Here is a 23,687-nt window from a genome sequence, read left to right as displayed (position 1 = left end):
ATTCAGCGGCGCGTCGCGCCCTGGGCCTCCTTGGCATTGAGAATGGCGGTGTACTCGCCGGGATCCGCGCCATTGAGGTAGTAATTGCCGACGTTGTGCAGGCGCCAGCGGATCGGATCGTGAGTGGTGTGCACCCGCGCGTTGCGCCAGAAGCGATCGAGGTTCCACTTGCTCAGGCTGGCGCTGGCACCCAGCAACGAGAACAGATCGCTGGCGATTTTCAGCGAGGCGCTGTCGGCGTGGGCGCGGGCGGTGGCCACCGAGAGGATCAGTTCGTCCTGCAACGCCTTGTTCTCCGGGTCGCGCTCGTGTTCGTCGAACACCCGTGCAGCATCGCGCAGCACCGACTCTGCCCCGCGCAGGGCCACGGCGTATTCGCCAATCTGGCGGATCACATGGGGCTCGTCACTGGCCCGTTCGACGCCGCTTTCAACCCAGGCCCGGGCATGCTCGCGCAGGTAGGCGGTGGCCGCCTGCAGCGCGCCGGCGGCGATGCCAGTGTCGATGGCCGCGTGGAGGATCTGCGGGAAGGTCAGGCCGGTGCGCTTCATCGGCCCGTTACGGCGCGAGAGATAGCGCTCGTCGAGGACGATGTCTTCGAAGTTGACGGTGCCGCTGACCGAGTTCTGCTGACCGAAGGCGTCCCAATCGTCGATCAGTGTCAGGCCTGGCGTATCGCGCTGCAGTAGCACGCCGACGCCGCCGTCGTCGCTGGCGGCGGTCAGCGAGATCCACTCGGCCAGATAGGCGCCGGTGGAGTAGAACTTGCTGCCGTTGAGCACCAGCTTGCCGTCCGCGCGGCGCTCGACGCGGGTCTTGAGGGCGAACTTGTTCTTGCCGCCGACCTCGGCCAGGGCATTGCCCAGGCGCTTTCCAGCCAGCAGGTCGGCGACCAGGCGATCGCGTACTTCATCCGGAAAGCCGCTGACGACGCCGCGCAGCATGACGTTGTGAATCTGCAGCAATTGGCCCACGCCACCGTCGGCGACCGAGATCAGGCGCACGGTTTCGACAAGGGTGGCGACGGAGGCACCGAGCCCGCCGAGTGCCGCAGGCACGCCGATGGCGGTGAGGCCGCTGCTGGACAGCAGCTCAGCCTGGCGGCGAGGGAGTTGGCCGTTGTTGCGTGGGTCGGCAGCGATGGCGGCGATTTCCTCGGCGACCTGGCGGGCGACTTCGATGGCCTCGGTTTCGTGGGTGATGCGGCGGATGTTGCTCATGGGGAACCTCGGTGGTGTGTCAGGAAGGGCGGTGGTGTGCGTTTCGCGGGCAAGCCCGCTCCTACAGGTACGGCGCCGTTTCCAATGACGGCGAGGTTCCTGTGGGAGCGGGCTTGTCCCGCGATGGGTCGCGCAGCGGCCCCACGCTCTGCTAGACCTAGAGCAACTTCTTTGCCATACCGCCGAAACCCTTGCGGCACAAGGCTTACAGCGCTACTCACAACGTCTGTTGCTGCCCCAGCAACACCCCTATCCCGGCGACTGCTGATCTGGCAGCAGCCACCCCGCAATCCTGCCCGCCAATCAGCACTCGTCCCCCCGAAGCCTTGGCCTGGGCCCCGTGATTCGGGGCCTGCAGCCGTTGGCACGGGCGCTGCAATAGCGCTGTCACGACCCTCAAGGAGCGACCCCATGACCCTCGCCACTGCCCCTGTACTGCCAGCCGCCGACACGCGTCTGGAGCGCATCTGGTTCACGCGCTGCCCCGTCCCGACCGCTTCGGGTATCGCCTACAAGCTCGGCTGGCTAAACGAAGAATTCGCCGCCGACGGCCTGCCGGTGGAAACCCTGCAGGAGGCCCGTCAGCTCGGCCAGCATCACTATGATCACCAACTCCCTGGGCTGTTTCGCGAAGGCGGCAACCTGCCGGCGCTGGCGGCCCGTGCTGCCGGTGCGCCGAGCCGGCTGATCGGCCTGACCTGGATCGAGGAATGGCAGACCATCCTGGTACGCCCCGACTCGGGCATTCGCAGCGCCGCCGACCTGCGCGGCAAGCGCCTGGCACTGCCGGCCTGGGGCGACAACCGCCCCGGCAGCATCGCGCGGGCCATGAGCCTGCATGGCTACAAGGGAGCCCTGGCCTCGGCCGGCCTGAGCCTGGACGACGTGCACCTCAAAGAGGTGGCGCTGCTCGACCAGACTCGAGCCGAAACTCCGCAACTGGGCCTGCAGCGCCTGTGGTCGGGCCTTGATTACCTGGCCCGCGGCGAGGTGGATGCGGTGTACGTCAAGGGCGCAGCCGCCGCCGATGCCGCGCGGCGCCTGGGCCTGGTAGTCGGTGTCGACCTCGACGCACTGCCTGATCCGCGCCACCGCATCAACAACGGCACGCCAAGGCCGATCACCGTGCACCAGAGCCTGCTCGACGATCACTTCGATCTGGTGGTGCGCTTTCTCGCTCAGACCCTGCGTGCCGCCCAATGGGCTGCAGGCAACCGCGATGCGCTCAACGCCATTCTCGAGGAGGAAACCCGCGCCGGCAGCCAGGGCGTGGCCGAGGCGTACCGCGGCGATTTCCACACCACCCTGGCGCCGGACCTCTCGGCGCAACGCCTGCACTACCTGGACGTGCAGAAGACCTTTCTCAATCTGCATGGCTTCCTCGAACGCGACTTCGACCTCGCCGACTGGGTCGACCATCGCCCCCTGCAAGCTGCCCATGAATTGCTGGCCCAGCGCCGCGCCTGATACCGGAGACCTGAGATGACCGTACTGATCAACGAGCAAATCGACCTGGACACCTTCGTCGACCAAGTGGTGGCCGAGGCCGAAGCGGCCTTCACCGTGTTTCGTGAAACCCACACCATCACCGCCAATGGCACCGTCGGCTTCATCGAGCGGGTGCCTGGCCAGGAGCTGCTGGTATCGGTGAACTATGGCGGGCCGTGGAAGCGCCACCAGCCGCTGCAGGCCAGTGTCAGCGACTTCGCCGGCAATGTGGTGCGCGGCAAGGCCAAGGGCGGGCTGGGCCGCTACACCAAGCTGTTCCAGACCCACGCCGATGTCACCACCGTGTCCCATGTGCACAGCCCCTACCTCGGCGCCTGGGCCCAGACCCACCGCACCTTGCCGTTCCACTACGTGCCGGTGCAGCGCTACCAGTTGGCCCGCGAGCTGCCGGTCTACATCGACCGACGCCAGGCCGAGGTGGACTTCATCCTCGACAAGATCGCCGAGAACCCCTTCAACCTGGCGATCCTGGAGGCCAACGGCGGCGCTACGGTATGGGGCAAGCAGGGCCTGCGCGCCACCGCCGAGTTCATCCTGCTGCTGGAGGAGGGCGCGCAGATCCAGTTGCTGGCCGACGCGCTCGGTGGCTCGCGCCCCTATGGGCCAGGGGTGCTGACCCAGCAATGGAAGATGAGCGGCCTGTACGAGCGCGCCACCGAGCTGGGCCTGGTGCCGGGCATCGACCGTCGCAACTGAGCCGTTCAATTTCTCGCAAGGAGCACGCCCATGGCGGTCAAGATCCTCTGGTACCTCACCACCCCCGACGGCCCCTATCCCTGGGAGCCCCAGGGGCGCTGGAACACCGATTTCCAACACCTCAAGCAACTGGCCGTGGCGGCCGACCGCCTTGGCTACTATGGCGCGCTGCTGGGCTCGAGCCCGAACGAAAGCCTGGCGGTGTCGGCCGCGCTGATCGATGCCACCGAGCGCTTGCGTTTCCTGGTGGCCCAGCACCCCGGCGAGCTGTCGCCTGCGGTGCTGGCCAAGTGGGCGCTGACCTTCGACCAGTTCTCCAATGGCCGACTGCTGTTCAATGTGGTCAACGGCAACGATGCGGGCCTGGCGGCCTTGGGTGTGCATTACCCGCACGATGAGCGCTACGACTTCAGCCTGGAGTACTGGCGCGCGTTCCAGGGTTTCTATGCAGGCGAAACGGCAGGCTACCAAGGGCGTTACGTCCAGCTCTCGCCGCGCTCGCCGGCAGCGGCCAGCCACCCGTTGGGCGGCTGGCACCCACCCAAGCAGAAACCGGGCATCCCGCTGTGGGGCGCTGGCACCTCGGCGCCGGGGGTGGCCCATTCGGTGCAATTGCTCGACGTCTACCTGAGCTTTGCCGATACCCCGCAACGATTGGGGGACAAGTTCCGCCGCGTTGCCGCCGAAGCGGCGAAGATCGGCCGCGAACTCACTTATGGCACGCGCCTGCAAGTGATCGTGCGCGAAACCGAGGAAGAGGCCTGGGCCCACGCCGAACGCCTGCTGCAACGCACGTCGCTGGCCACCGCGCGGGCTTCCATCGAGCGCCAGCAACCGCCGGGGCAGACCCTGGAAAGCTTCGTCAGTGACGACCCACGCATCCAGCGCAACCTCGACAGCATTCGTGCCGGGCGCCTGCCGAGCGCGCGGGAACTGGAGATTCATCCCAACGTCTGGCTCGGACCGAGTCTGTTCGGCTTCAACATTCTTGGCCCAGCGGCCGGCACGTACCTGGTGGGCAGCGCCGAGCAGGTCGCCGAGCGTATCCGCGAGTACGAGGCGCACGGCACATCGGCCTTCATCCTTTCCGGCTTCCCGCTGATCGATGAAGCGCAGCGGGTCGCCGACCTGCTGTTCCCGTTGCTGGACCTGGACCACGGCTTCGAAGTGCCGCGCCTGGGCGCCGCACGCCAGGCGCCGGTGGCGCAACCGGCATGAGGACCGAGCGATGACTGAGTTTTCCCGCCGGGTCTTTCTCGGCAACAGCCTGGCGGTCGGTGGTGGCCTGTTGCTTGGCGGCAGCCTGCTCGGTGGCTGCGATGCCGGCCAGCCAGCGGCGATCGGTGGTGCACTGCCGGGGACGCCGGTACGCGGCGGTCGGCTGCGGGTCGGGATCATCGACGGTGACCAGGCAGGCAACCTCGACGCCCACAAGCCGGTGGGCGGCGGAATCATTCGCGGCTGGGCGCTCTATGCCAAGTTCTGGGAATGGAACCCCGATGTCAGCACGCGCCTGGCCCTGGCCGAGTTCGCCGAGCCCAACCGCGATGCCAGTGTCTGGACCATCCGCCTGAAGCCGGGGCTGGAGTTCCACCACGGCAAGAGCATCACCGCCGACGACATGCTGTTCTCGATCCTGCGCCTGACCGACCCGAAGCTGGCCTCGCCCTATGCCGGGCTGGTCGGTGCCATCGACCGCGATGCCCTGCGCAAGGTCGACGATCGCACCCTTGAAATCCGTTTCAAGGGCGGCCAGAGCTTCTACCCGCTGGATGAAACCCTGATCAGCTTTGGCGGCATCGTGCCCACCGACTATCACCCGGTCACCAACCCGGTGGGCGCCGGGCCCTATCGGCTCAAGAGCTTCATCCCCGGGCAACGCTCGCTCTACACCCGCTTCGAGAACTACTACAAGCCCGAGCGCCCCTACACCGATGAACTGGAGATCATCGAATTCAAGGACCAGGTCTCGCGCGCCGCCGCGCTGCGCGCCGGGCAGATCGACGTCGCCAGCGGCGTGCAGGCCGAACACAGTGCATTGCTCAAGGCCGACCCGCGCCTGCGCCTGTATGTGTCGCCCACCACCTCGTTCAGTGGCTTCAACCTCAACCTGGCCAAGGCGCCGTTGCAGGATGTGCGTGTGCGCCAGGCTCTGCGCTTGCTCGCCGATCGTCAGGAACTGGTGGCCCGTGGGCTCAACGGCTTCGGTCGGGTGGCCAACGATCTGTATGCGCCGCACGATCCTACCTACAACCATGATCTGCCCCAGCGCCCTTACGATCTGGATCAGGCCCGCGCACTGCTGCGCCAGGCCGGCCACAGCGACCTGCGCCTTGAGCTGACCACGCCTGCAGGCTCTGGGGTGAATGCCGCCTTGGTGTTCGCGCAGCAGGCGCAGAAGGCGGGGGTTCAGGTCAAGGTCACCCAGGTCGATGGCTCGGTGTTCAATGGGCCGCAGCGCGAGCACTGGCAACTGTCGCCAGGCTCGACGCCAGCGCGCGGTTTTCTGGCCTCGGCGCTGCACAACGATGCGCCGCAGGCGATCTACAACCGCAGCAACTTTCACGATCCGCGCTTCAGCGAACTGTTCGGGCAGGCCTTGGCCCAGCCCGACCTTGCCCGACGCAAGGCCCTGGTCCACGAGGCCCAGGCGATCCAGCACGCACGCGGTGGCCTGCTGATCTGGGGCTTCAGTGATGTGCTCGATGCCGCCAGCGCACAGGTCGGCGGGCTCACTCCGGAGCAGACCACCTTCGCCTCCTGGCGCTTCGACGAGTTGTGGTTGAACCATGCCTGATCCTCATCACTGCACACCGCGCACGCCGGCCTGGCTGTCGTGGTTCATCGGCCGCCTGGGCTACGGCCTGCTCACCGCCTGGGTCATCAGCCTGGTGGTGTTCATTGCCACCCAGGCGCTGCCTTCGGACCCGGCGCGGGTGATCCTCGGCCCGGACGCGCCACTGGAAAGCATCCTCACCCTGCAGCGGCAACTGGGGCTGGACCAGCCGATCCTGGTGCAATACCTGCGCTGGCTCGGCGCCGCGCTACGCGGCGACCTGGGCATTTCGCTGGATTCCCAGGTGCCGGTGGCCGACCTGTTGTTCGGCCGCCTCGGCCACACCCTGGCGCTGTTGGCCGGTGTGCTCGCGCTGGTGGTGCCGCTGGCGCTGCTGCTGGGCGTGGCCCTGGCGCTGCGGCGCGACAGCCGCCTGGACCGCTTCGGCCTGTCGGCGCTGATCCTGTTCAAGGCCACGCCCGGGTTTCTCCTGGCCATCGGCCTGGTGCTGCTGTTCTCCATGCCCGGCATGGGCTGGCTGCCGGCAGTGTCGATCCTCGATCCGCAGCGGCCATTGTGGGTGCAACTGCAGTACCTGGTGCTGCCGGTCATTGCCCTGGGGCTTTCGGCCTTGCCCTACCTGACACGCATGGTGCGTGCCGCGATGATCGAAGCGCTGGAGTCGGACTATGTGATCGCTGCGCGCCTGCGCGGCATTCCCGAGCGGCGCATCGTCTGGCGGCATACCTTGCCCAACGCGCTGACCCCAGCGATCCAGGGCGTGGCCCTGACCCTGCGCACCCTGGTTGGCGGTGCGCTGCTGGCCGAGGTGATCTTCAGCTATCCCGGTATCGGCACGGCACTCAATGCGGCGATCCAGATGCGCGACCTGCCGATGATCCAGGGCATCGTGCTGGTCATCACCTTGGCGGTGGTGCTGATCAACCTGCTCGCGGACCTCCTCACCGTGCTGCTGACCCCCAAGCTGCGTACCGCGCGCCGGGTGCGGATGATCCGGCGCAACCGCCGCGGCATCCTGCCCTGGTGGCGCCGCTCGCGCAGCGTACCTGCCCAGGAGGCGAACCATGATTGATACCCCTTGGCATGCCGATCGGCAGATCCGCCGTGGTGCCTTCATCACTTTGCTGGTGGCCGGGTTGGCGCTGCTGGGCCCCTGGCTCGCACCGCATGCACCGACGGCCATGGTCGGTCCGGTGTACGGCCCACCGGCGGCCGGTGCGCCGCTGGGCCATGATTTCCTGGGGCATGACTTGCTCTCGCGGCTGCTCAGCGGCGGGCTGTCGGTCCTGTGGATGTCAGTGGCGGCTGCGACCCTCGCGCTGCTGGCCGGTGGCAGCCTGGGCCTGTTGGCGGGTTTTTCGCGGCGACGCCTGGACCAGGCGATCAGTTGGGCGGCGGATGTTTCGCTGGCATTTCCCGACCTGATCCTGGTGCTGCTGATCGTGTCGATGCTGGGGCGTGCGCCTTGGCTGATCGTGCTCACCGTGGCCATCGCCTTCACCCCTGGGGTGATCCGCCTGGCGCGCGGCAGCGCGGTGGCGGTGGCCGGGCAGGAGTTCGTCGAGGCGGCGCAGATGATGGGCTATTCGCGCTGGCGCATCCTGTTCAGGGAGATCCTGCCGAACATTCTCACGCCGCTGCTGGTGCATTTCGGCAACATGCTGACCTGGGCCGTGGGCATGCTCTCGGGCCTGGGTTTTCTCGGATACGGGGTGGCACCGCCGGCCGCCGACTGGGGCCTGATGATCAACGAGAACCAGGCCGGCCTGCTGGTGCAGCCCTGGGCCGTGCTGGCCCCGGCGTTGCTGATCGGGGTGTTCGCCTATGGCACCAATATCCTGGCCGAAGGCATTGGTCGCGCCAGTGCGCGGATCGGGGAGAAACAACCATGAATGCGGTCGTGCAGAGCGTCGCCGAAGTGCTGCGGGTCAGCGAACTGCGGGTGGAACTGGCCGGCCGGGTGGAGGTGCTGTCGGGCGTGTCGTTCAGCCTGGCGGCAGGGGAGATCGTCGGGCTGGTCGGCGAATCCGGTTCGGGCAAGACCACCCTGGCGACGGCCTTGCTGCGTCATGCCCGCCAGGGCGCGCGGATCGTTGCCGGGCGTGTCGAGGTCGCCGGTCACTCGCTGCTGGAGCTCGAAGGCGAGGCATTGCGCCTGGCTCGTGGTGGGCTGGTCGGCTATGTTGCCCAGGACCCGGCCACGGCCTTGAACCCGGCGCTGCGCATCGGTGCGCTGCTACGCGAAACCGTGCTGGCCCATCAGCCGCGCCTGGCCCGCGAGGCCCTGCAACAGCGCATCGCCACGACGCTCGAGGAGGTCGGGCTGCCGTCTGACGCCGCATTCCTGCGCCGTTTCCCGCACCAGCTGTCCGGCGGGCAGCAACAACGGGTGATGCTGGCCCTGGCGTTCGTCCTGCGGCCGCGCTTGATCGTGCTCGACGAGCCGACCACGGCGCTGGACGTCACTACCCAGGCCCATGTGCTCGGCACCCTCAAAGACCTGTGCCGCAGCCACGGCGTGGCGGCGCTGTACGTCACCCATGACCTGGCCGTGGTGCGCGACCTGGTGGACCGGGTGATGGTCATGTATGCCGGGCGCCTGGTCGAGATCGCCGCGCGCGAGGCGTTGTTCGCCGCGCCAGCCCATCCCTATACGCGTGCGTTGCTCGGGGCGATCCCGGATGTTGCCCGGCGTCAGCCGCTGCAAGCCATCGGCGGTCATGCCCCGGCACCCGGGCAGAGGCCCGAGGGTTGTGCCTTCGCGCCCCGTTGTGCACGGCGGCAGGCGCAATGCAGGGTGCTGGAGCCCGCGCTGGTGCGCCTGGGCCGCGAGCAGCAGGTGGCCTGCCTGGTGCCGCATCAAGAGCCGCTGGTATTGATCGATAGCGCGGCGGGCGAGGGGCACCTCGAAGCGCTCACTGCGGCGCCGCTGCTCGAGGTACAGGGTCTGGACGTGGCCTACGACCGCCAGGTGCTGTTCGACGTTGCGCTGCAAGTGGGGCAGGGCGAGTGCCTGGCGTTGGTCGGTGAGTCCGGCTCGGGCAAGACCAGCCTGGCACGGGCCATTGCCGGGCTTGGCGAGAACGTGCAGGGGCACCTGCGCTACGCCGGACAGCCGCTGCCCTTTGCCGCCCGCCAGCGTGATGCCGGGTTGCGCCATCAGATCCAGTACATCTTCCAGAACCCCTACCGGGCGTTGAATCCTCGGCAGACGGTGTTGCAGACCCTGAGCGCGCCGTTGGCGCATTTTTTCGGTATTCGCGGCGACGAGGCCAGGCGTCGGGTCGAGGCGGTGCTCGAGCGGGTATCGCTGCCGGCACGGGTGGCCGGCCTGTATCCGCACAGCCTTTCGGGCGGCGAACGCCAACGCGTGGCGATCGCCCGGGCGCTGGTGTGCGAGCCTCGGCTGCTGGTGTGCGACGAGATCACTTCGGCACTGGATGTGTCGGTACAGGCGTCGATCCTGGCGCTGCTGCGGCGTTTGCAGGGCGAGGGGCTGACCGTGCTGTTCGTCACCCACGACCTTGGGGTGGTGCGTGCGATTGCCGACCGGGTGCTGGTGTTGAATCGGGGCAGGGTGGTGGAGCAGGGCGCAGTGGACGCGGTGTTCGAGCGACCTCAGCAGGGGTACACCCAGACATTGCTCGCACATTCGCCGCGCTTGCACCCGTGACCTGCCGCGGTACCGGCGCACCTCTGTCGTAGCGGACTTCAGGAAAAAATCATCAAGCGCGGAATTATTTAGTGTCCATTTGTATCTGACCCCATAGGGCCCGTTGCCACTATTGCTTTGGCAGCGTGGCCGAAAACTGTTCGCCCGCCCGATCTGCCCCGGGGACAGCGGATTGTCACGACAGGTCAGCTACAGAGTAAGCACTTATGAAATCACGCAAGAGAGTCAAGCCGATCGGCTTGAAAGACATCACCATCGTTGACGACGCCAAGATGCGCAAGGCGATCACTGCCGCAGCGCTCGGCAACGCCATGGAGTGGTTCGACTTCGGCGTCTACGGCTTCGTCGCCTATGCGTTGGGCAAGGTGTTCTTCCCCAACGCCTCGCCCAGCGTGCAGATGATCGCGGCCCTGGCAACCTTCTCGGTCCCTTTCCTGATCCGTCCGCTGGGGGGGCTGTTCTTCGGTGCCCTGGGTGACCGCTATGGCCGCCAGAAAGTCCTGGCGGCGACCATCGTCATCATGTCGCTGAGCACCTTCGCCATCGGCCTGATACCGTCCTATGCCTCGATCGGCATCTGGGCGCCGATCCTGCTGTTGCTGGCCAAGATGGCCCAGGGCTTCTCGGTCGGCGGCGAATACACCGGTGCCTCGATCTTCGTCGCCGAATACGCCCCTGACCGCAAGCGCGGCTTCCTCGGCAGTTGGCTGGACTTCGGCTCGATCGCAGGCTTCGTGCTCGGTGCCGGCATGGTGGTGATGATCTCGGCCATCGTCGGTGAGGAGCAATTCCTCGACTGGGGCTGGCGCCTGCCGTTCCTCGTCGCGCTGCCGCTGGGCATCATCGGCCTTTACCTGCGCCACGCCCTGGAGGAGACGCCAGCCTTCCAGCAGCATGTCGACAAGCTCGAGCAGGGTGACCGCGAAGGCCTGGCCTCGGGGCCGAAGGTGTCGTTCAAGGAGGTCGCCACCAAGCACTGGCGCAGCCTGCTGACCTGCATCGGTGTGGTGATCGCGACCAACGTCACCTACTACATGCTGCTCACCTACATGCCCAGCTATCTGTCGCACAACCTGCACTACAGCGAAGACCACGGCGTGCTGATCATCATTGCGATCATGGTCGGCATGCTGTTCGTGCAGCCCGTGATCGGCTTCCTCAGCGACAAGGTCGGGCGTCGTCCTTTCATCGTGGTGGGCAGCGTCGGCCTGTTCGTCCTGGCGATCCCGGCGTTCATGCTGATCAACAGCGGCAGCCTCGGGGTGATCTTCGCCGGGCTGCTGATCCTGGCGGTGCTGCTGAACTTCTTCATCGGCGTGATGGCCTCGACCTTGCCAGCGATGTTCCCCACTCACATCCGCTACAGTGCGCTGGCCAGCGCCTTCAACATCTCGGTGCTGATCGCCGGCCTCACCCCGACCATCGCCGCCTGGTTGGTGGAAAGCACCGACAACCTGTACATGCCGGCCTACTACCTGATGGTCATCGCCGTGATCGGCCTGCTCACCGGGTTGACCATGAAAGAGACAGCCAACAAGCCCCTGCGCGGAGCGGCCCCTGCGGCCTCGGACCTTGAAGAAGCCAAGGAACTGCTGCAGGAGCACCACGACACCATCGAGCAGAAGATCGAGGACATCGACGAGCAGATCGCCGAGCTCGAGGCCAAGCGCAAAGTGTTGGTGCAGCAGCATCCGCGGATCGAATGAGTCAGGAAGTGATGATGGCAAAATGATGCAACCCCCTCGGGAGTGAACCAACTTTCCGGCTCCACTATGGACAGTGAGTCGGAACCATGGAACCCAACGTCACCCCGCAATCCCTCCTTGCAGCGGCGCAGGACACTGCGTCGCTACCCACCTTCAGCAGTTCTGCCACGCACACGGCGGCCCAGGACCTGGCCCACTGGCAGTTGATCGCCAGCGTGCTGTTCGATGTCGGTGCCCGCACACCCACGCCTTTTTGCACGTCCCTGACGGTCTACCACTTCAGCCGCTTTCTGTTCTGCAGCGGCCATCTGGACGCTGCCCGTTATCGACGCGATACCACGCGCCTGAGTTGGTGCGACCTCGATCACTACCTGCTGCACCTGCCACTGCAGCGCGGTCTGGCCTGTGCCAACGGCCTGCGGGTACGTCCGTGGGACGTGGTGTTGCTCGACCTGGCGCAACCGGCCACGTTCAGCATGGCGGCCAGCGAAGGAATCAGCCTGCTCATGCCGCGCACGGCACTGTCGCTGCTGTTGTTCGACGCTGGCCAGTTGCATGGCCTGGTGCTACGTCGGGAGACGGCCGCGGGCATGTTGCTGGCCCGCCTCCTGTCGTCGTTGGCGGCCACCGCGCCGCACCTGGGCATGGATGAAGCACTGCGTCTGGCGTTGCCGTTGCTGGGGATGGTCGCGGCCTGCCTGACCAAGGCCATGGCTGGCCAGGCGCAGGCTCAGGTCGCAGGCCAGTCTGACCTGGGGCGCCGTGTGCGCCTGCACATCGAGCGCAACCTGCACCGTGAAGACCTCACCCCGGCGGTACTGGCCAAGGAGGTCGGCACCTCGCGTAGCCAGTTGTATCGCTCTTTCGAGCGCTTCGGCGGCGTGCGCCACTACCTGCTGCAACGCCGCCTGCGCCGCTGCCTGTTCGCCTTGTGCGACAGCACCAACGCCGGCCGGCGCATCGGCGACCTGGCCTACGACCATGGCTTTGTCGACGAAACCCATTTCAGTCGCCTGTTCCGCAAGGCGTTCGGTCTCTCGCCGCGGGCTGCCCGTGCGGCGCTGAACAATGGCGGGGTCTCTGGATTCTGTTGCCTGGTGCCGGACAACGGCGAGCGGCCTGTGCTCGATCACTGGGTCAGGGAACTGATCCATGGCTGAGTGCGCGGCCGGATGAACCTGGGACGCACATCCAGGTTTTCGGGACGCCGATACCGGGACGGCGCGTGTCCCTGGCCATAACCTGAGCTCACCAACCACAACAGGTGTCAGCCGCTGATGGCCCGTTCCCGTGACGGCCCGCGCCCGGCACCGACAATCGACAAGGAGCGTCTGTCGTGGCGAACCACTCCCTTCATCACCTGATCCAGAGCATTGCCGGTGCCGTGGCCGAGGCCCAGGACAAGATCCAGCGCTTCCAGATGGCGACCGTGCGCCAGTACTTCGATGACGACAACCGTCCGGTCAGCGTCGATGTGCGCCTGCCGCTGCAGTCGCCCGACGCCAAGGACGGCGAGGAACGCCTGGTCCGGGTGCCCCTGCTGTCGCTGGTCGGCTCGCGCTTGCTGACCGTCAAGGACATGCAGATCGACTTCGAGGTCGGCCTGCATGCCGATCACCGTGAACCGAGTGCGGCACAGGCCGGTGATGTCGACCCCGACTCGCCATGGCCGACCGATACACACACGCCTTTGAACGTCGATATGGGCGTTCGCCGAAATGGTGAAAGCGGGCCAGTGGCGCGCGTCACCCTCAGAGTCGAAACCCAGCCCTCGTCCGAGGGCATGGCGCGACTGATCCACAACCTCGATAAATTGATCTAGGAGAGACGTCATGTCTGACTTTGTAATGGGTAACCAATTCCGCGGCCTGCCGATGGCAGACCTGATCGGTGCCCCCCTGAGCGCCGCCTGCGACGCTCAGGTCCGTCTGGCCAATGCCACCGCGAACTTCATCAAGGTGATTGGCTTCCTGCCCCCGGCCGACCCGGCCAACGCCGGCCCCAACGATGTCGGCGACATCCGCAACGTGTCGTTCCGCTACGACCGTTCGGCACCGACCGAAGACGATCCGGCCGCCATCGAGAAAGTCGAGCTGCAGCTGCCGCTGCTGGCGGTGGTGAAGGTGCCCAACCTTGCAATCAACAAGGTGGACATCAGCTTCGACATGGAGGTACGCAACTCCGAGCAGTCACGCGACACCGAAGACCGCTCCGGCAGCTTCTCCGCCGAAGCCAAGCTGGGCTGGGGACCGTTCAGCGCCAAGGTCAACGTGTCCGGTTCGGTGGCCTCGCACAAGGAGAACACCCGTTCCACCGACCAGTCGGCGAAGTACCACGTCGAGGTTCATGCCGTCGACGATGGCATGCCTGAAGGCCTGGCACGGGTGATGGACATCATCGCCCAGTCGGTCACGCCCAAGATCGCCGCGTGACGCGCGGATGTCCTGAGCGACACGCTGGCGAGGGAGAGGCCTGATCCGCAGGCCGACGCTGGCAACCCGTTTTTCCGGAGAGGGAATGCCGTGATGTTTGATTTGACGGATGTTGGATATGTGAAGCGCATCGTGGTCGGCAGTCTCGATCCGGAAAAACTGACCCCGGAGGAGGCGGTCGAGGCACAGGCCGCATTGCTCAACCGCTGCCTGAGCGGCACGCCGCGCGGGCGGGTGCTGGGCATCGAGAAGAGTTTCAAGCTGCTCAACATCGGCGAGCACCAGGTCGTGCTGCAGGCGTTGACCTACCACGTCGGTTTCGCCCGCAGGCCCTACTGGCTGACGGACGAAGCAGAGCAATCGTGATGGATAGCCTGGAACAGTTCGTGATGTCGCTGGGGGCCGAGATGCAGCGTGCGCAGCAAGCCTGCGACCGTCTATGGCCAGGCACCCAGGTGGCTTCGTTGAACGTGGTGGTGGACGCCACGGTGGAGCCGGTCGGGGAAGGTCTGGCGTTGCGTGTCGGCGGTACGCCCGCACGTGGACAGGGCAGCCATGCGTTGAGCATCGAGGTGCCGGGCTATGGCAACGAGGCCATCGTCGTGCGCGTGGACGGCGAGTTGTTGGGTATCTACAGGAGGCCAGGCGATGAGCAGGCGCAATGACCGTTCGATGCTGTTGGTTCTATCCCAGGAGGAGGGCAGTGCCTTGAAATCAATCATCGATCTGCAGTCGGTTCGCAACCGCAGGATGTCCGGCCCCCGGCGACTGGTGATCGGTATCGGTGCCAGCTTGCTGGTTGCGCTGATGGCGCTGGGCCTGGTGCGCCCGGAACTGGCGATCGCCATCGCCGAATGGGCGGGCTTGCTGTTGGCGTTCTGAACATGTGCATTCATTCAACAAGGAGAGTCGAGATGAAATCCACCTTTGCAACACTGGCCGGTGCACTCGCACTGGCGACACTGCTGCCGGCGTTCGCCGAGCAGAAATATGTAGGGCAGTTCGAGACCGAGGACGAGTTCCTCGACCTGAACCTGGTCATTCCCGACGAGGGGCGTGAAGGGACAGGCCGACTGCGCATCGATACCTGGTCGTGCAACCTGGCACTGGGCTCGCCAGCCCCAGCAGCGGTCGCCGATGCCACTCGCTATCCCATCATCAAGGCTGATGCCGGCCTTTGCGCCGATCTGGACAAAGGCTACGTACTTGGCTGGCAGGTCGGCAAGAACCTTCAGATCCAGGTGTTCAATCGCTACAAGAAGGACAGGTTCGGCACTCGCCTGACCCTCGTTCGCAAGTAGCGGCCAGACCCGCTCGACCCACCGCAACCCCTATCAAAACCAGCGCAAGGCAGGCATTGGCCGTCGCCGACGGGAAAGTCGTGCCCGCTGCAAGGAGGCAAGCATGTGCATCAAGCAATCGGTTGGTGAAGGTGGCAACAACGACAAGGGCGATGTCCGCACCCTGCAGTTGTTGCTCAACATGAACAGCGGGCGCGGCGAATTCGTCTGTGCCCTGGTGACCGACGGACTCTGGGGGCCGGGCTCGCGCACGGCCCTGAAGCGCTACCAGGAACTCCAGGGCATTGCTCAGAGCAAGACGGTCAGTGCCGACGACGACACCATCAAGGCCCTGCGCGCAGGCCTGCCATCGACGATCGGCACGGCGACCTTGTGGGCGGTGCTGATCCATGCCACCGGTGCGAAGGTCGAGGCGTTTCGACAGCCCATCCTCGATGTGTTCGCCCGTTACAAGATCGACACGCCACTGCGCCAGGCGCACTTCCTGGCGCAGATCGCCCATGAAAGTGGGTGCCTGCTCTACACCGAGGAAATTGCCAGCGGCAGCGCCTATGAAGGGCGCAAGGACCTGGGCAACACCCAGTCGGGCGACGGCAAGCGCTTCAAGGGACGTGGCCTGATCCAGCTGACCGGACGGGCCAATTATCGCCAGTACGGCCAGGCCTGCGGGCGCGACTTCGAACTCAAGGATGCGCCCACCCTGGTCAGTACCGACCCGTTCCTGGCGGTGGATGTCGCCGGCTGGTTCTGGGACAGCCGCAAGCTCAACACCTACGCCGACAAGGACGACGTGAAGGAAGTCACCCGCCGCATCAACGGTGGCTTCAACGGCCTCGACGACCGCATCGCCTACCTGACCCGCGCCAAGTGGCTACTGGGGCTGTGACCGGCTTGCCGGGCATTCGCCCGAGCAACGCATGAATGATTCAACCCAACGAAAAGGAGCTTCACGATGAACAAGCGTATTGTCAGAAACTGCACGCGCCTGGCCCTTGTCAGCCTGGTGACCCTGTTCGGCATCGGTGCCGCCCAGGCCGACCCGACCTGCAGCAAGGGAACCCTGGCCGGCACTCCGCGGATCAATGCCCAGCACATCTTCTGCGGTGAGGTCAGTGCACCTGGCGTTGCCAAGGGCTTCCACAGCCGTCCGGGCGGGATCAACCCCGACAGCGTCAGCAATGCACCGGCGGGGACGCACGGCGCGGGTGATGTCTACACCTTGAAGAACTTCACCATCGCCGAGGGTGCGAGAACCGGGACGAAGAGCATTTCCACGATGTTCCCCGATCGCTGCACCGAGACCCAGGTGATCGCTGCAGTGCGCAATGCCTACGCGACCAGGGTTCAGGATGCCTCGAACAAGAGCAAGTATGTCGGCTCCTCGGGGACCGAGTGCCAGAAGGGCACACCTGCTGCTGCGTTCGATATCGTGTTCTATCTGAACGGCGATCTGATCAATACCGCCTATCCTAAACCCTGATTGCATCCACTCGTCGCCACGGGGCAGGTACCCGTGGCGACTGTTTTTCACTTTGCGACAGGAGTACGCCCATGACCTTTTCCGATGGCTTGCAGGCATTCATCGCCGAAGAGGTGACTCGCGAAAGTATCGATACACTGCTGGAAAAGGCAGAAGCCGTTCGCTACGGATCGGCCGACGTTATCTACAGTGGCAACGCCTTCCTGGTGACCTTCGTGGCGGACACCGCCGTGCTGCGCCACCACCACGTGGCGGATTGGCCGGAAGTACGGGTGCCGCTGGCCGAGTTCATCCAGCGCTTGCGCGCCTGGGCCGAGTGAGGTGATGCAAAAGGGTTTTATGCGATGATGGCGAGTCGCCTTTAGCCAATACGCGCCAAGCGCAGGGCGGCTGCCTTCGACCAACCATGGATGATCATCGTGTTCAAACCGCTACTCCCTCTCGCCCTGAGCGCCCTGTTCCTGGGCGGCTGTGCCGGCCACGCGCCGAGCAAGGACAAGGTTTCCCTGCGCACCGACAAAAGTGCGATCGTCGGTATCTGGGCGATGATGCCGCTTAAGAGTGGCATCGCCAACGTCGCCGAATACAAGGCCGACGGCAAGGTGCTACTGCACCCGTTCAACTGCGCCGAGCCCAAGACCCAGGCCGTCGAGATTTCCGACTACAAGGTGGCCGAGGACGGCAGTTCGATCCACGTTCAGTCCGAGGCGCGTGCGTTCGACCTGAAGGTATTGGGTTTTGCCCCGACGGTCATGATGTTGAGCATGCCAGTCGCCGATGCCCAGCTCACCTTCCTCTACCGCAAGGTCGACCAGGTGGCGCCGCTATGTGACCTGTACGTCGATGCCAAGGGTGAGGCGGCACGGCGAACCCCGTTCCAGGCAAGTGACTTCGCCCCGGCGCCGGCAGTACCAGCAGGCCATGCGGGGCTCGAACGCTATATCGGCAAGTGGGCGAGCAAGGCCGGCGCGGTGCAGATCGAGGTCGTTCGTGACGCCAGTGGCGTCTACCTCTATCACCGCCCGGACGAGAACTGGCGCTACCTGTACAACAACGTGCGCTGGACGGGCGATGCCCTGGCCTTCAACAGCTACGCCTATACCGAGAAGCCGGCGCTGTTCCGCCATCCCTACCACAAGACCAATACGCCCATGACCCTGGAACCGCTGGAAAACGGCCAGGCGCGCCTGACCTACCTGATCGACGGCAAGCGCTTCGACAGCCTGCTGCACAAGACCAAGGACTGAGCCGAGCCCAGTAGAGACGGGCTTGCGTCATGGCGGCTCGTCTCTACAGGAATATGGAATATAAATTAATTTGCATATTAGGTTATTCCTAAAATCAATTTAATTTATCTATCGCGACTCGGTACAGTCAGTGCTCCAACGCACGTACCTTCCCGAGGAGCTCCATGCCGATCCGTTCCCGCCTACTGTTGATTGCCGCCAGCCTGCTGCTGGCAACCCAGGCCTTTGCCGCCGAGCGCCTCACCCTGCGCGTCGGTGACCAGAAGGGCAACATGCGCGCCCAGCTCGAGGCTGCCGATGCACTGCGCGACCTGCCCTACGACATCCACTGGGCCGAGTTTCCGGCCGCCGCGCCACTTGCCGAGGCCCTCAACGCAGGCGCCATCGATGCAGGCATCATCGGCGATGCCCCACTGCTGTTCGTGCTCGCCTCCGGGGCGCCGGTCAAGGCCATTGCGGTGGACAAGTCCGACCCCTACGGCACCGCGGTGCTGGTGCGCCCGGAGTCGTCTCTGCGCAGTGGCGCCGACCTCAAGGGCAAGCGCATCGCCACCGGCCGCGGCTCGATCGGCCACCATATTGCGCTCAAGGCCTTGGAGCAGGCCGGCCTGAGTGAGAAGGACGTGGAGTTTCGCTTTCTGGGGCCGGTGGACGCCAAGATCGCCCTGGCCAACGGCTCGGTGGACGCCTGGGCGACCTGGGAGCCTTACACTGCACTGGCCGAGACCAGCGGGCAGGGCAGGGTGCTGGTGAACGGTCGCGGCCTGTCCAGCGGCAACAGCTTCCTGGCGGTTACCGACCAGGCGCTGCAAGACCCTGCGCGACACGCGGCCTTGCAGGACTACCTCAAGCGCCTGGCTGGCGCCCAGGTGTGGGCCAACCAGCACCTGGACAGCTATTCCAAGTCCCTCGCGGCGATCATCGGTTTTCCCGAAGAGGCCGCGCGGTTGCAGTTCGAGCGGCGCAAGCTGCACTGGCAAGGCATCGATGAGCACACCGTGACCCAACAGCAGGAGACCGCCGACTTCTACCATGCCCATGGCCTGATGACGCAACGGCTGGATGTTACCCCAACCTTCGCCAAGGGTTTCAGCGTACCTGCCGACTGAGGCACGCGGCGAGGTTCACACCCCGCGGGTCAGCCCGCCATCGACCTTGATGTTCTGTCCGGTGATGTAGGCCGCACCTTCGCTGGCCAGGAAGGCGATGGTCGCGGCGATTTCCTCGCTCTTGCCGTAGCGCTTGAGCGGCACGCTGTCGCGGCGTTGCTCGGTGGCCGGCAGGCTGTCGATCCAGCCGGGCAGAACGTTGTTGATCCGCACGTTATCCTTGGCGTAGGTGTCGGCGAAGATCTTGCTGAACGCTGCAAGGCCGGCACGGAACACGGCCGAGGTCGGGAACAGGTCGCTGGGCTCGAACGCCCAGGCGGTGGAGATGTTGATGATCACGCCACCTTGCTGTTTCTGCATGGCCGGGGTGACCAGGCGGGTCGGGCGGATGACATTGAGCAGATAGGTGTCCATGCCCTTGTGCCAGTCGTCGTCGCTGATCTCCAGGATCGGCGCACGTGGGCCGTGGCCTGCGCTGTTGACCAGAACATCGATGCGCCCCCATTTCTCCAGCACGGTGTCGACCAGGCGTTGCAGGTCGTCGTTGGACTGGTTGCTGCCGGTCACGCCGATGCCGCCCAGTTCGTTGGCCAGGGCCTCGCCCTTGCCCGATGAAGACAGGATTGCCACCTTGAACCCGTCTGCGGCCAGGCGCCGCGCCGCCGCTGCACCCATGCCGCTACCGCCGGCGGTGATGATCGCTACTTTTTCTACTGACATGTGACCTCCAATGCAATGCTTGGCTGATGTGAGGGGGTCAGCCTAGCACCGGTACACCGCTGGCAGGGAGGCAGCAGGGGTTTGTCGATTCAGTAGAAAATCTATTGCCTCAGGGGGCTTCCACCTGCGCCAGCAGCCAGCCGCGAACCACGTCCAGTGCGGTCGGTGTGCTGCCCTTGCGGGGCCAGACCAGGTAGAAGTGCTTGTCCATCTCCAGCGCCTGCTCGAATACCTGCACCAGCCGCCCGGCCTGCAGGTCTTCCTGCACGAACAGTTCGCTGGACAGCGCCAGCCCTTGCCCGGCCACGGCGGCCTCGATGGCCAGCGAGGTCTGGTTGAAGCGTACGTTCTTCGGCATCGGTTGGGTCGGCTGGCCGAACAGCTGGGTGATGAACTCGGGCCAGAAATTATGCGCATCGTGCAGCAGCAGGAAATGCTGCAACTGCTCGAGGCTGTGCGGTTTACCCCACTGCGCCAGCAGTGCGGGGCTGGCCACCGCGACCACCCGCTGCCTGAGCAGCAGTTCGGTGTTGAGCCCTGCGCCGAAGGGCGGGTGGCCGTAGCGCACGGCAAGGTCCACGCCGTCGGCCTGGAAGCGCGACAGGCGATCGGTGGCCAGCACCCGCAGGTCGATCTCGCCATGGGCCTCGGTGAACGAACTCAGCCGTGGGATCAGCCATTTCGAGGCGAAGGTCGGGGTGACGCTGACGGTGAGGTGACGGTTGTCCGGGCGCAATGCCGCAGTGGCTTCGCCGATCAGGGCCAAGGCGTTGCGGATACTATGGCTGTAGCCCAGGCCCGCATCGGTCAGGCGCAGGCCGCGTGGCAAACGCTCGAACAGCCTGATGCCCAGGCTCGCCTCCAGCCCCCGTATCTGCTGGGCCACAGCCGCCTGGGTGACACCCAGCTCCTCGGCCGCCAGGCGGAAATTCAGGTGACGCGAGACAACCTCGAACACGCGCAGGGCATTGAGTGGGGGGAGGGCGGTCGGGCCTTCGGTCATGGTCGTGCCTGCTGGTGGAGATCGCTGGAGGATAACAGTTTGCGCCGCCGGCTCTGTTGCAGGATCGGTGTAACCGGTACCCTCGACGGCCCATCGTTTTCAGGACCATGCCCATGTCTCGAGGTGCCGTGATTGCAGCCGGGCTGCTGCTGTTCGCCAGTGTTCGGGTGTTCGCCGAGCCGCCCACCGTGATGCAGCGCTACGCCTGCAGCGCTTGCCACCAATTGGATGCGCGGGCCGTGGGCCCGTCCTGGCGGGAGATTGCTGCGCGTTATCGCGACGGCAGCAAGGACGCCGGGCAGTTGGTGCAAAGCGTCCGACAGGGCAGCCGGGGGCAATGGGGAGTGGTGCCGATGCCGCCACAGGCGCAAGCCCGCGAGGAAGATTTGCAGGCCATTACCCAGTGGATTCTCGAACAGCATTGAAAGCTGGGTTCACTATCCTGAAATTCGCAATGAATCATCCTGATCTGTCCTGCTTATCGCGACGGACCTGAACGCATAACCTGTGCCTCACCGACACCCGGCGAGGCCGTCAGTCCATGCAGCAAGTCCCTGTCTCACGTGCCCTCGCGGCACGCCTGCTCCGCCACTTCCCGGGCCAGTGCGAGAAACGCGGTCATGCCTGCCGAGGGATTGCGCCGCCCGGCGTAGTACAGGCACAGCCCCGGCAATGGTGGCGTCCAGTCGTCCAGCACACGCACCAGGCGCCCGGCCGCGATGTCCTCGCGCACGTCCTGCTCCATGAAGTAGCCAAGGCCCACGCCGGCCATGACGGCAGCACGTGCCAGGCTGGCCTCGTCCAGGGTGATGGGGCCCTGCACGTCGATCTGCTGCGCGCTGTTGCCGTTGGCGAACCGCCAGCGGAACAGCGCGCCATCCGGCAGGCGCACGCGGACGCAACTGTGGCGCTGCAGGTCGGCCGGCAACCGTGGCGTGCCCCGCGCGGCCAGGTAGGCGGCGGAGGCGACCACGGCATAGCGCTGCGGCCGGCCGAGGGAAAGGCTGATCATGTCGCTGGGCACCAGGTCGGCGACTCGCACGCCCAGGTCGAAACCATCGGCGACGATGTCCACCAGGCGCCCCTCGGTGACCAGGTCCACCTGCATCTGCGGATAGCGCCGCAAGAACTCCAGTACCAGCGGCCCGATGATCTCGCGTGCGGCGAACGCCGCAGCGTTGATGCGCAGCATGCCACTGGGCTGATCGCGCTGGGCGCGCACCACTTCCAGGGCGCCTTGCACCTCGCCCAGCGCCGGGGCGACGTGCTCGACGAACAGGCGCCCGGCATCGGTCAGCGACACGCTGCGCGTGGTGCGGTTGAACAGGCGCACGCCAAGGTTCGCCTCGAGCTTGCCGATGGCATTGCTCAAGGCGGTGGTGGACATCCCCAGGTCGATGGCCGCCGCGCGAAAACTGGCGCGCCGGGCGATGGCGAGGACGGCATCGAGGTCGTTGAGGCTGACGCGCTCCATGGTTCGGCTCGTTCGGACAAAAACACGATTCTATCCGCAACCCAGGTTGCTACCACCGGAGAATATCCATGAGTCATCCGTCAGAAACCCTGCGTGGCAAGCGCGTACTGGTCACCGCTGGCACCAAAGGCCTGGGCAAGGCCACGGTCGAGCTGTTCCTCGAGCTGGGCGCCCGTGTACTGACCTGCGCGCGCACAGCGCCCGTCGATGCCCCTCAGGCGTCGTTCGTCAAAGCCGATCTGACCACCCTCGAGGGGTGCGAGCAGTTGGCGGGCGAGGTCGAGCGGCAGCTGGGCGGTGTCGATGTCATCGTTCATGTGCTGGGCGGTTCCAGCGCACCGGCCGGGGGCTTTGCCGCCTTGGGCGAGGCGCATTGGCAACAGGAGCTGGACCTCAACCTGCTGCCCGCCGTGCGTCTGGATCGGGTCTTGCTGCCCGGCATGCTGGCGCAGGGAGGCGGGGTGATCGTTCACGTCACCTCGATCCAGCACCAACTGCCGCTGCCGGAAGCCACCACCGCCTATGCGGCGGCCAAGGCGGCGCTGTCGACCTACAGCAAGAGCCTGTCCAAGGAAGTCGCACCCAAGGGCGTACGCGTGGTGCGGGTCGCGCCCGGCTGGATCGAGACCGAGGCCTCGGTAGCCCTGGCCGAGCGCCTGGCCAGCGAGGCGGGCACCGACTACGAGGGCGGCAAGCGCATCATCATGCAGGCCTTGGGCGGCATCCCGCTGGGTCGGCCCGCCAGCCCGAAGGAAGTGGCCAACGTCATCGGCTTCGTGGCCTCGCCAGCAGCTGCGGCGGTGACTGGCACCGAGTTCGTGGTGGATGGCGGGACCGTCCCTACCGCTTGAACCGCGTTACGAGGCGGTCCACACGGCCAGTTCGTAGCCGTCCGGGTCGATGAAGTGGAAGCGCTGGCCGCCAGGGAAGGCGAAGGTGGCGCGGCTGATGCGCGCGCCTGCTGCTTCTGCACGTCGTTGGGTGGCTTCAAGGTCGTCGGCGTAGAGGATGACCAGCGGGCCACCGGGTCGTACCGCTTCGCCGGTGGTAAAGCCGCCGCTCAGGCGGCCATCGGAGAACTCGGTATAGGTGGGGCCGTAGTCGGTGAAGGACCAGCCGAACACTGCGCCGTAGAACGCCTTGCTGCGGCCGATGTCGGTGACGTTGAACTCGATGTTGTCGATCTGTCGATCCTGCCCGCGAATACCCATGTGGCCTCCTTGCGTGATGGAGCGCGCAGTCTAGCGCATCAGCGCAAGCGCAGGGGCTTGATCACGGTCTCTCCCAGCGTATCGCCGGCTCACCTGCTCGTGGCTTGCT

The 23,687-nt window shown here is 65.7% G+C and carries 27 protein-coding genes; 22 read left to right on the top strand and 5 right to left on the bottom strand.

Translation table 11 applies throughout. The features are described 5' to 3' along the window. Positions 1-2: 2 nt before the first annotated feature. A complete protein-coding gene (locus AB688_RS16770; protein WP_063545202.1) occupies positions 3-1,220 on the bottom strand; it encodes an acyl-CoA dehydrogenase family protein in 1,218 nt (405 codons plus the stop codon). Positions 1,221-1,631: 411 nt separating this feature from the next. Here AB688_RS16770 and AB688_RS16765 point away from each other — a divergent pair, with 411 nt between their 5' ends. From AB688_RS16765 to AB688_RS16670, 20 genes are all read left to right on the top strand, one after another. Then, a complete protein-coding gene (locus tag AB688_RS16765; RefSeq protein WP_063545201.1) occupies positions 1,632-2,687 on the top strand; it encodes an ABC transporter substrate-binding protein in 1,056 nt (351 codons plus the stop codon). A gap of 15 nt (positions 2,688-2,702) precedes the next feature. Next, on the top strand, positions 2,703-3,425 hold the full coding sequence (locus AB688_RS16760; RefSeq protein ID WP_063545200.1) for a class II aldolase/adducin family protein: 723 nt from the start codon (positions 2,703-2,705) through the stop codon (positions 3,423-3,425). 30 nt (positions 3,426-3,455) lie between these two features. Next, positions 3,456-4,643: an LLM class flavin-dependent oxidoreductase gene (locus AB688_RS16755; protein ID WP_063545199.1), complete on the top strand. Its 1,188-nt coding sequence runs from the start codon at positions 3,456-3,458 to the stop codon at positions 4,641-4,643. A 10-nt stretch (positions 4,644-4,653) separates the two neighbouring features. Further along, positions 4,654-6,222 carry an ABC transporter substrate-binding protein gene (locus AB688_RS16750; RefSeq protein ID WP_063545198.1) on the top strand — a complete coding sequence of 523 codons (1,569 nt, stop codon included), beginning with the start codon at positions 4,654-4,656 and terminating at the stop codon, positions 6,220-6,222. Continuing rightward, positions 6,215-7,294: an ABC transporter permease gene (locus tag AB688_RS16745; protein WP_063545197.1), complete on the top strand. Its 1,080-nt coding sequence runs from the start codon at positions 6,215-6,217 to the stop codon at positions 7,292-7,294. The genes AB688_RS16750 and AB688_RS16745 overlap by 8 nt, the downstream gene beginning before the upstream one ends. Next, on the top strand, positions 7,287-8,114 hold the full coding sequence (locus AB688_RS16740) for an ABC transporter permease (protein WP_063545196.1): 828 nt from the start codon (positions 7,287-7,289) through the stop codon (positions 8,112-8,114). Before AB688_RS16745 ends, AB688_RS16740 begins: the two co-directional genes overlap by 8 nt. Continuing rightward, positions 8,111-9,895, top strand: a complete 1,785-nt coding sequence (locus AB688_RS16735) for a dipeptide ABC transporter ATP-binding protein (protein ID WP_063545195.1) — start codon at positions 8,111-8,113, stop codon at positions 9,893-9,895. Before AB688_RS16740 ends, AB688_RS16735 begins: the two co-directional genes overlap by 4 nt. 206 nt (positions 9,896-10,101) lie before the next feature. Beyond that, a complete protein-coding gene (gene proP, locus AB688_RS16730; RefSeq protein ID WP_054891480.1) occupies positions 10,102-11,601 on the top strand; it encodes a glycine betaine/L-proline transporter ProP in 1,500 nt (499 codons plus the stop codon). 86 nt (positions 11,602-11,687) lie between these two features. Then, positions 11,688-12,761, top strand: a complete 1,074-nt coding sequence (locus AB688_RS16725) for a helix-turn-helix domain-containing protein (protein WP_081255252.1) — start codon at positions 11,688-11,690, stop codon at positions 12,759-12,761. A gap of 176 nt (positions 12,762-12,937) precedes the next feature. Next, positions 12,938-13,423 carry a DUF2589 domain-containing protein gene (locus AB688_RS16720; RefSeq protein WP_063545194.1) on the top strand — a complete coding sequence of 162 codons (486 nt, stop codon included), beginning with the start codon at positions 12,938-12,940 and terminating at the stop codon, positions 13,421-13,423. A 10-nt stretch (positions 13,424-13,433) separates the two neighbouring features. Continuing rightward, positions 13,434-14,033 (top strand): DUF2589 domain-containing protein, encoded by a 600-nt coding sequence (locus tag AB688_RS16715; RefSeq protein WP_063545193.1) that lies wholly within the window; start codon positions 13,434-13,436, stop codon positions 14,031-14,033. Between the two features lie 93 nt (positions 14,034-14,126). Beyond that, positions 14,127-14,399, top strand: coding sequence for a hypothetical protein (locus tag AB688_RS16710; protein WP_063545192.1), 273 nt, complete (start codon positions 14,127-14,129; stop codon positions 14,397-14,399). Next, the gene (locus AB688_RS16705; protein WP_063545191.1) at positions 14,399-14,698 is read left to right on the top strand and encodes a hypothetical protein; all 300 of its coding nucleotides are present in this window, start codon (positions 14,399-14,401) and stop codon (positions 14,696-14,698) included. The genes AB688_RS16710 and AB688_RS16705 overlap by 1 nt, the downstream gene beginning before the upstream one ends. Then, complete coding sequence (locus AB688_RS16700; protein WP_063545190.1) at positions 14,682-14,915, top strand: hypothetical protein; 234 nt, start codon at positions 14,682-14,684, stop codon at positions 14,913-14,915. The genes AB688_RS16705 and AB688_RS16700 overlap by 17 nt, the downstream gene beginning before the upstream one ends. A 32-nt stretch (positions 14,916-14,947) precedes the next feature. Next, entirely contained in the window at positions 14,948-15,334 is a 387-nt protein-coding gene (locus AB688_RS16695; RefSeq protein WP_063545189.1) for a hypothetical protein, read from the top strand. A 103-nt stretch (positions 15,335-15,437) separates the two neighbouring features. Continuing rightward, positions 15,438-16,220, top strand: coding sequence for a glycoside hydrolase family 19 protein (locus AB688_RS16690; RefSeq protein ID WP_081255251.1), 783 nt, complete (start codon positions 15,438-15,440; stop codon positions 16,218-16,220). Between the two features lie 66 nt (positions 16,221-16,286). Then, positions 16,287-16,814 (top strand): EndoU domain-containing protein, encoded by a 528-nt coding sequence (locus AB688_RS16685; protein WP_063545188.1) that lies wholly within the window; start codon positions 16,287-16,289, stop codon positions 16,812-16,814. 71 nt (positions 16,815-16,885) lie between these two features. Beyond that, positions 16,886-17,134, top strand: coding sequence for a hypothetical protein (locus AB688_RS16680; protein WP_063545187.1), 249 nt, complete (start codon positions 16,886-16,888; stop codon positions 17,132-17,134). A gap of 90 nt (positions 17,135-17,224) precedes the next feature. Continuing rightward, entirely contained in the window at positions 17,225-18,061 is an 837-nt protein-coding gene (locus AB688_RS16675) for a hypothetical protein (protein WP_063545186.1), read from the top strand. Between the two features lie 164 nt (positions 18,062-18,225). Further along, the gene (locus AB688_RS16670) at positions 18,226-19,170 is read left to right on the top strand and encodes an ABC transporter substrate-binding protein (protein WP_063545185.1); all 945 of its coding nucleotides are present in this window, start codon (positions 18,226-18,228) and stop codon (positions 19,168-19,170) included. A 15-nt stretch (positions 19,171-19,185) separates the two neighbouring features. Here AB688_RS16670 and AB688_RS16665 read toward each other — a convergent pair whose 3' ends face one another. Both AB688_RS16665 and AB688_RS16660 read right to left on the bottom strand, forming a co-directional pair. Beyond that, positions 19,186-19,890, bottom strand: a complete 705-nt coding sequence (locus AB688_RS16665) for an SDR family oxidoreductase (RefSeq protein ID WP_063545184.1) — start codon at positions 19,888-19,890, stop codon at positions 19,186-19,188. Positions 19,891-19,999: 109 nt separating this feature from the next. After that, on the bottom strand, positions 20,000-20,893 hold the full coding sequence (locus tag AB688_RS16660) for a LysR substrate-binding domain-containing protein (protein ID WP_063545183.1): 894 nt from the start codon (positions 20,891-20,893) through the stop codon (positions 20,000-20,002). Between the two features lie 113 nt (positions 20,894-21,006). Here AB688_RS16660 and AB688_RS16655 point away from each other — a divergent pair, with 113 nt between their 5' ends. Further along, on the top strand, positions 21,007-21,318 hold the full coding sequence (locus AB688_RS16655) for a c-type cytochrome (RefSeq protein WP_196759865.1): 312 nt from the start codon (positions 21,007-21,009) through the stop codon (positions 21,316-21,318). A gap of 134 nt (positions 21,319-21,452) precedes the next feature. Here the strand turns inward: AB688_RS16655 and AB688_RS16650 are convergent, their stop codons facing one another. Continuing rightward, positions 21,453-22,367: a LysR family transcriptional regulator gene (locus AB688_RS16650; protein WP_063545182.1), complete on the bottom strand. Its 915-nt coding sequence runs from the start codon at positions 22,365-22,367 to the stop codon at positions 21,453-21,455. A gap of 68 nt (positions 22,368-22,435) precedes the next feature. On the opposite strand from AB688_RS16650, the gene AB688_RS16645 reads away from it, so the two are divergent. Further along, on the top strand, positions 22,436-23,218 hold the full coding sequence (locus tag AB688_RS16645) for an SDR family oxidoreductase (protein WP_063545181.1): 783 nt from the start codon (positions 22,436-22,438) through the stop codon (positions 23,216-23,218). 6 nt (positions 23,219-23,224) lie between these two features. Here the strand turns inward: AB688_RS16645 and AB688_RS16640 are convergent, their stop codons facing one another. Then, on the bottom strand, positions 23,225-23,578 hold the full coding sequence (locus AB688_RS16640) for a VOC family protein (RefSeq protein ID WP_063545180.1): 354 nt from the start codon (positions 23,576-23,578) through the stop codon (positions 23,225-23,227). Between the last annotated feature and the right edge of the window lie 109 nt (positions 23,579-23,687).

This window comes from Pseudomonas putida (assembly GCF_001636055.1).
In the GTDB taxonomy this organism is placed as follows: domain Bacteria; phylum Pseudomonadota; class Gammaproteobacteria; order Pseudomonadales; family Pseudomonadaceae; genus Aquipseudomonas; species Aquipseudomonas machongensis.
Note: the sequence above shows the minus strand (reverse complement) of the source record. Positions and strands in the feature narration are given on the sequence as shown.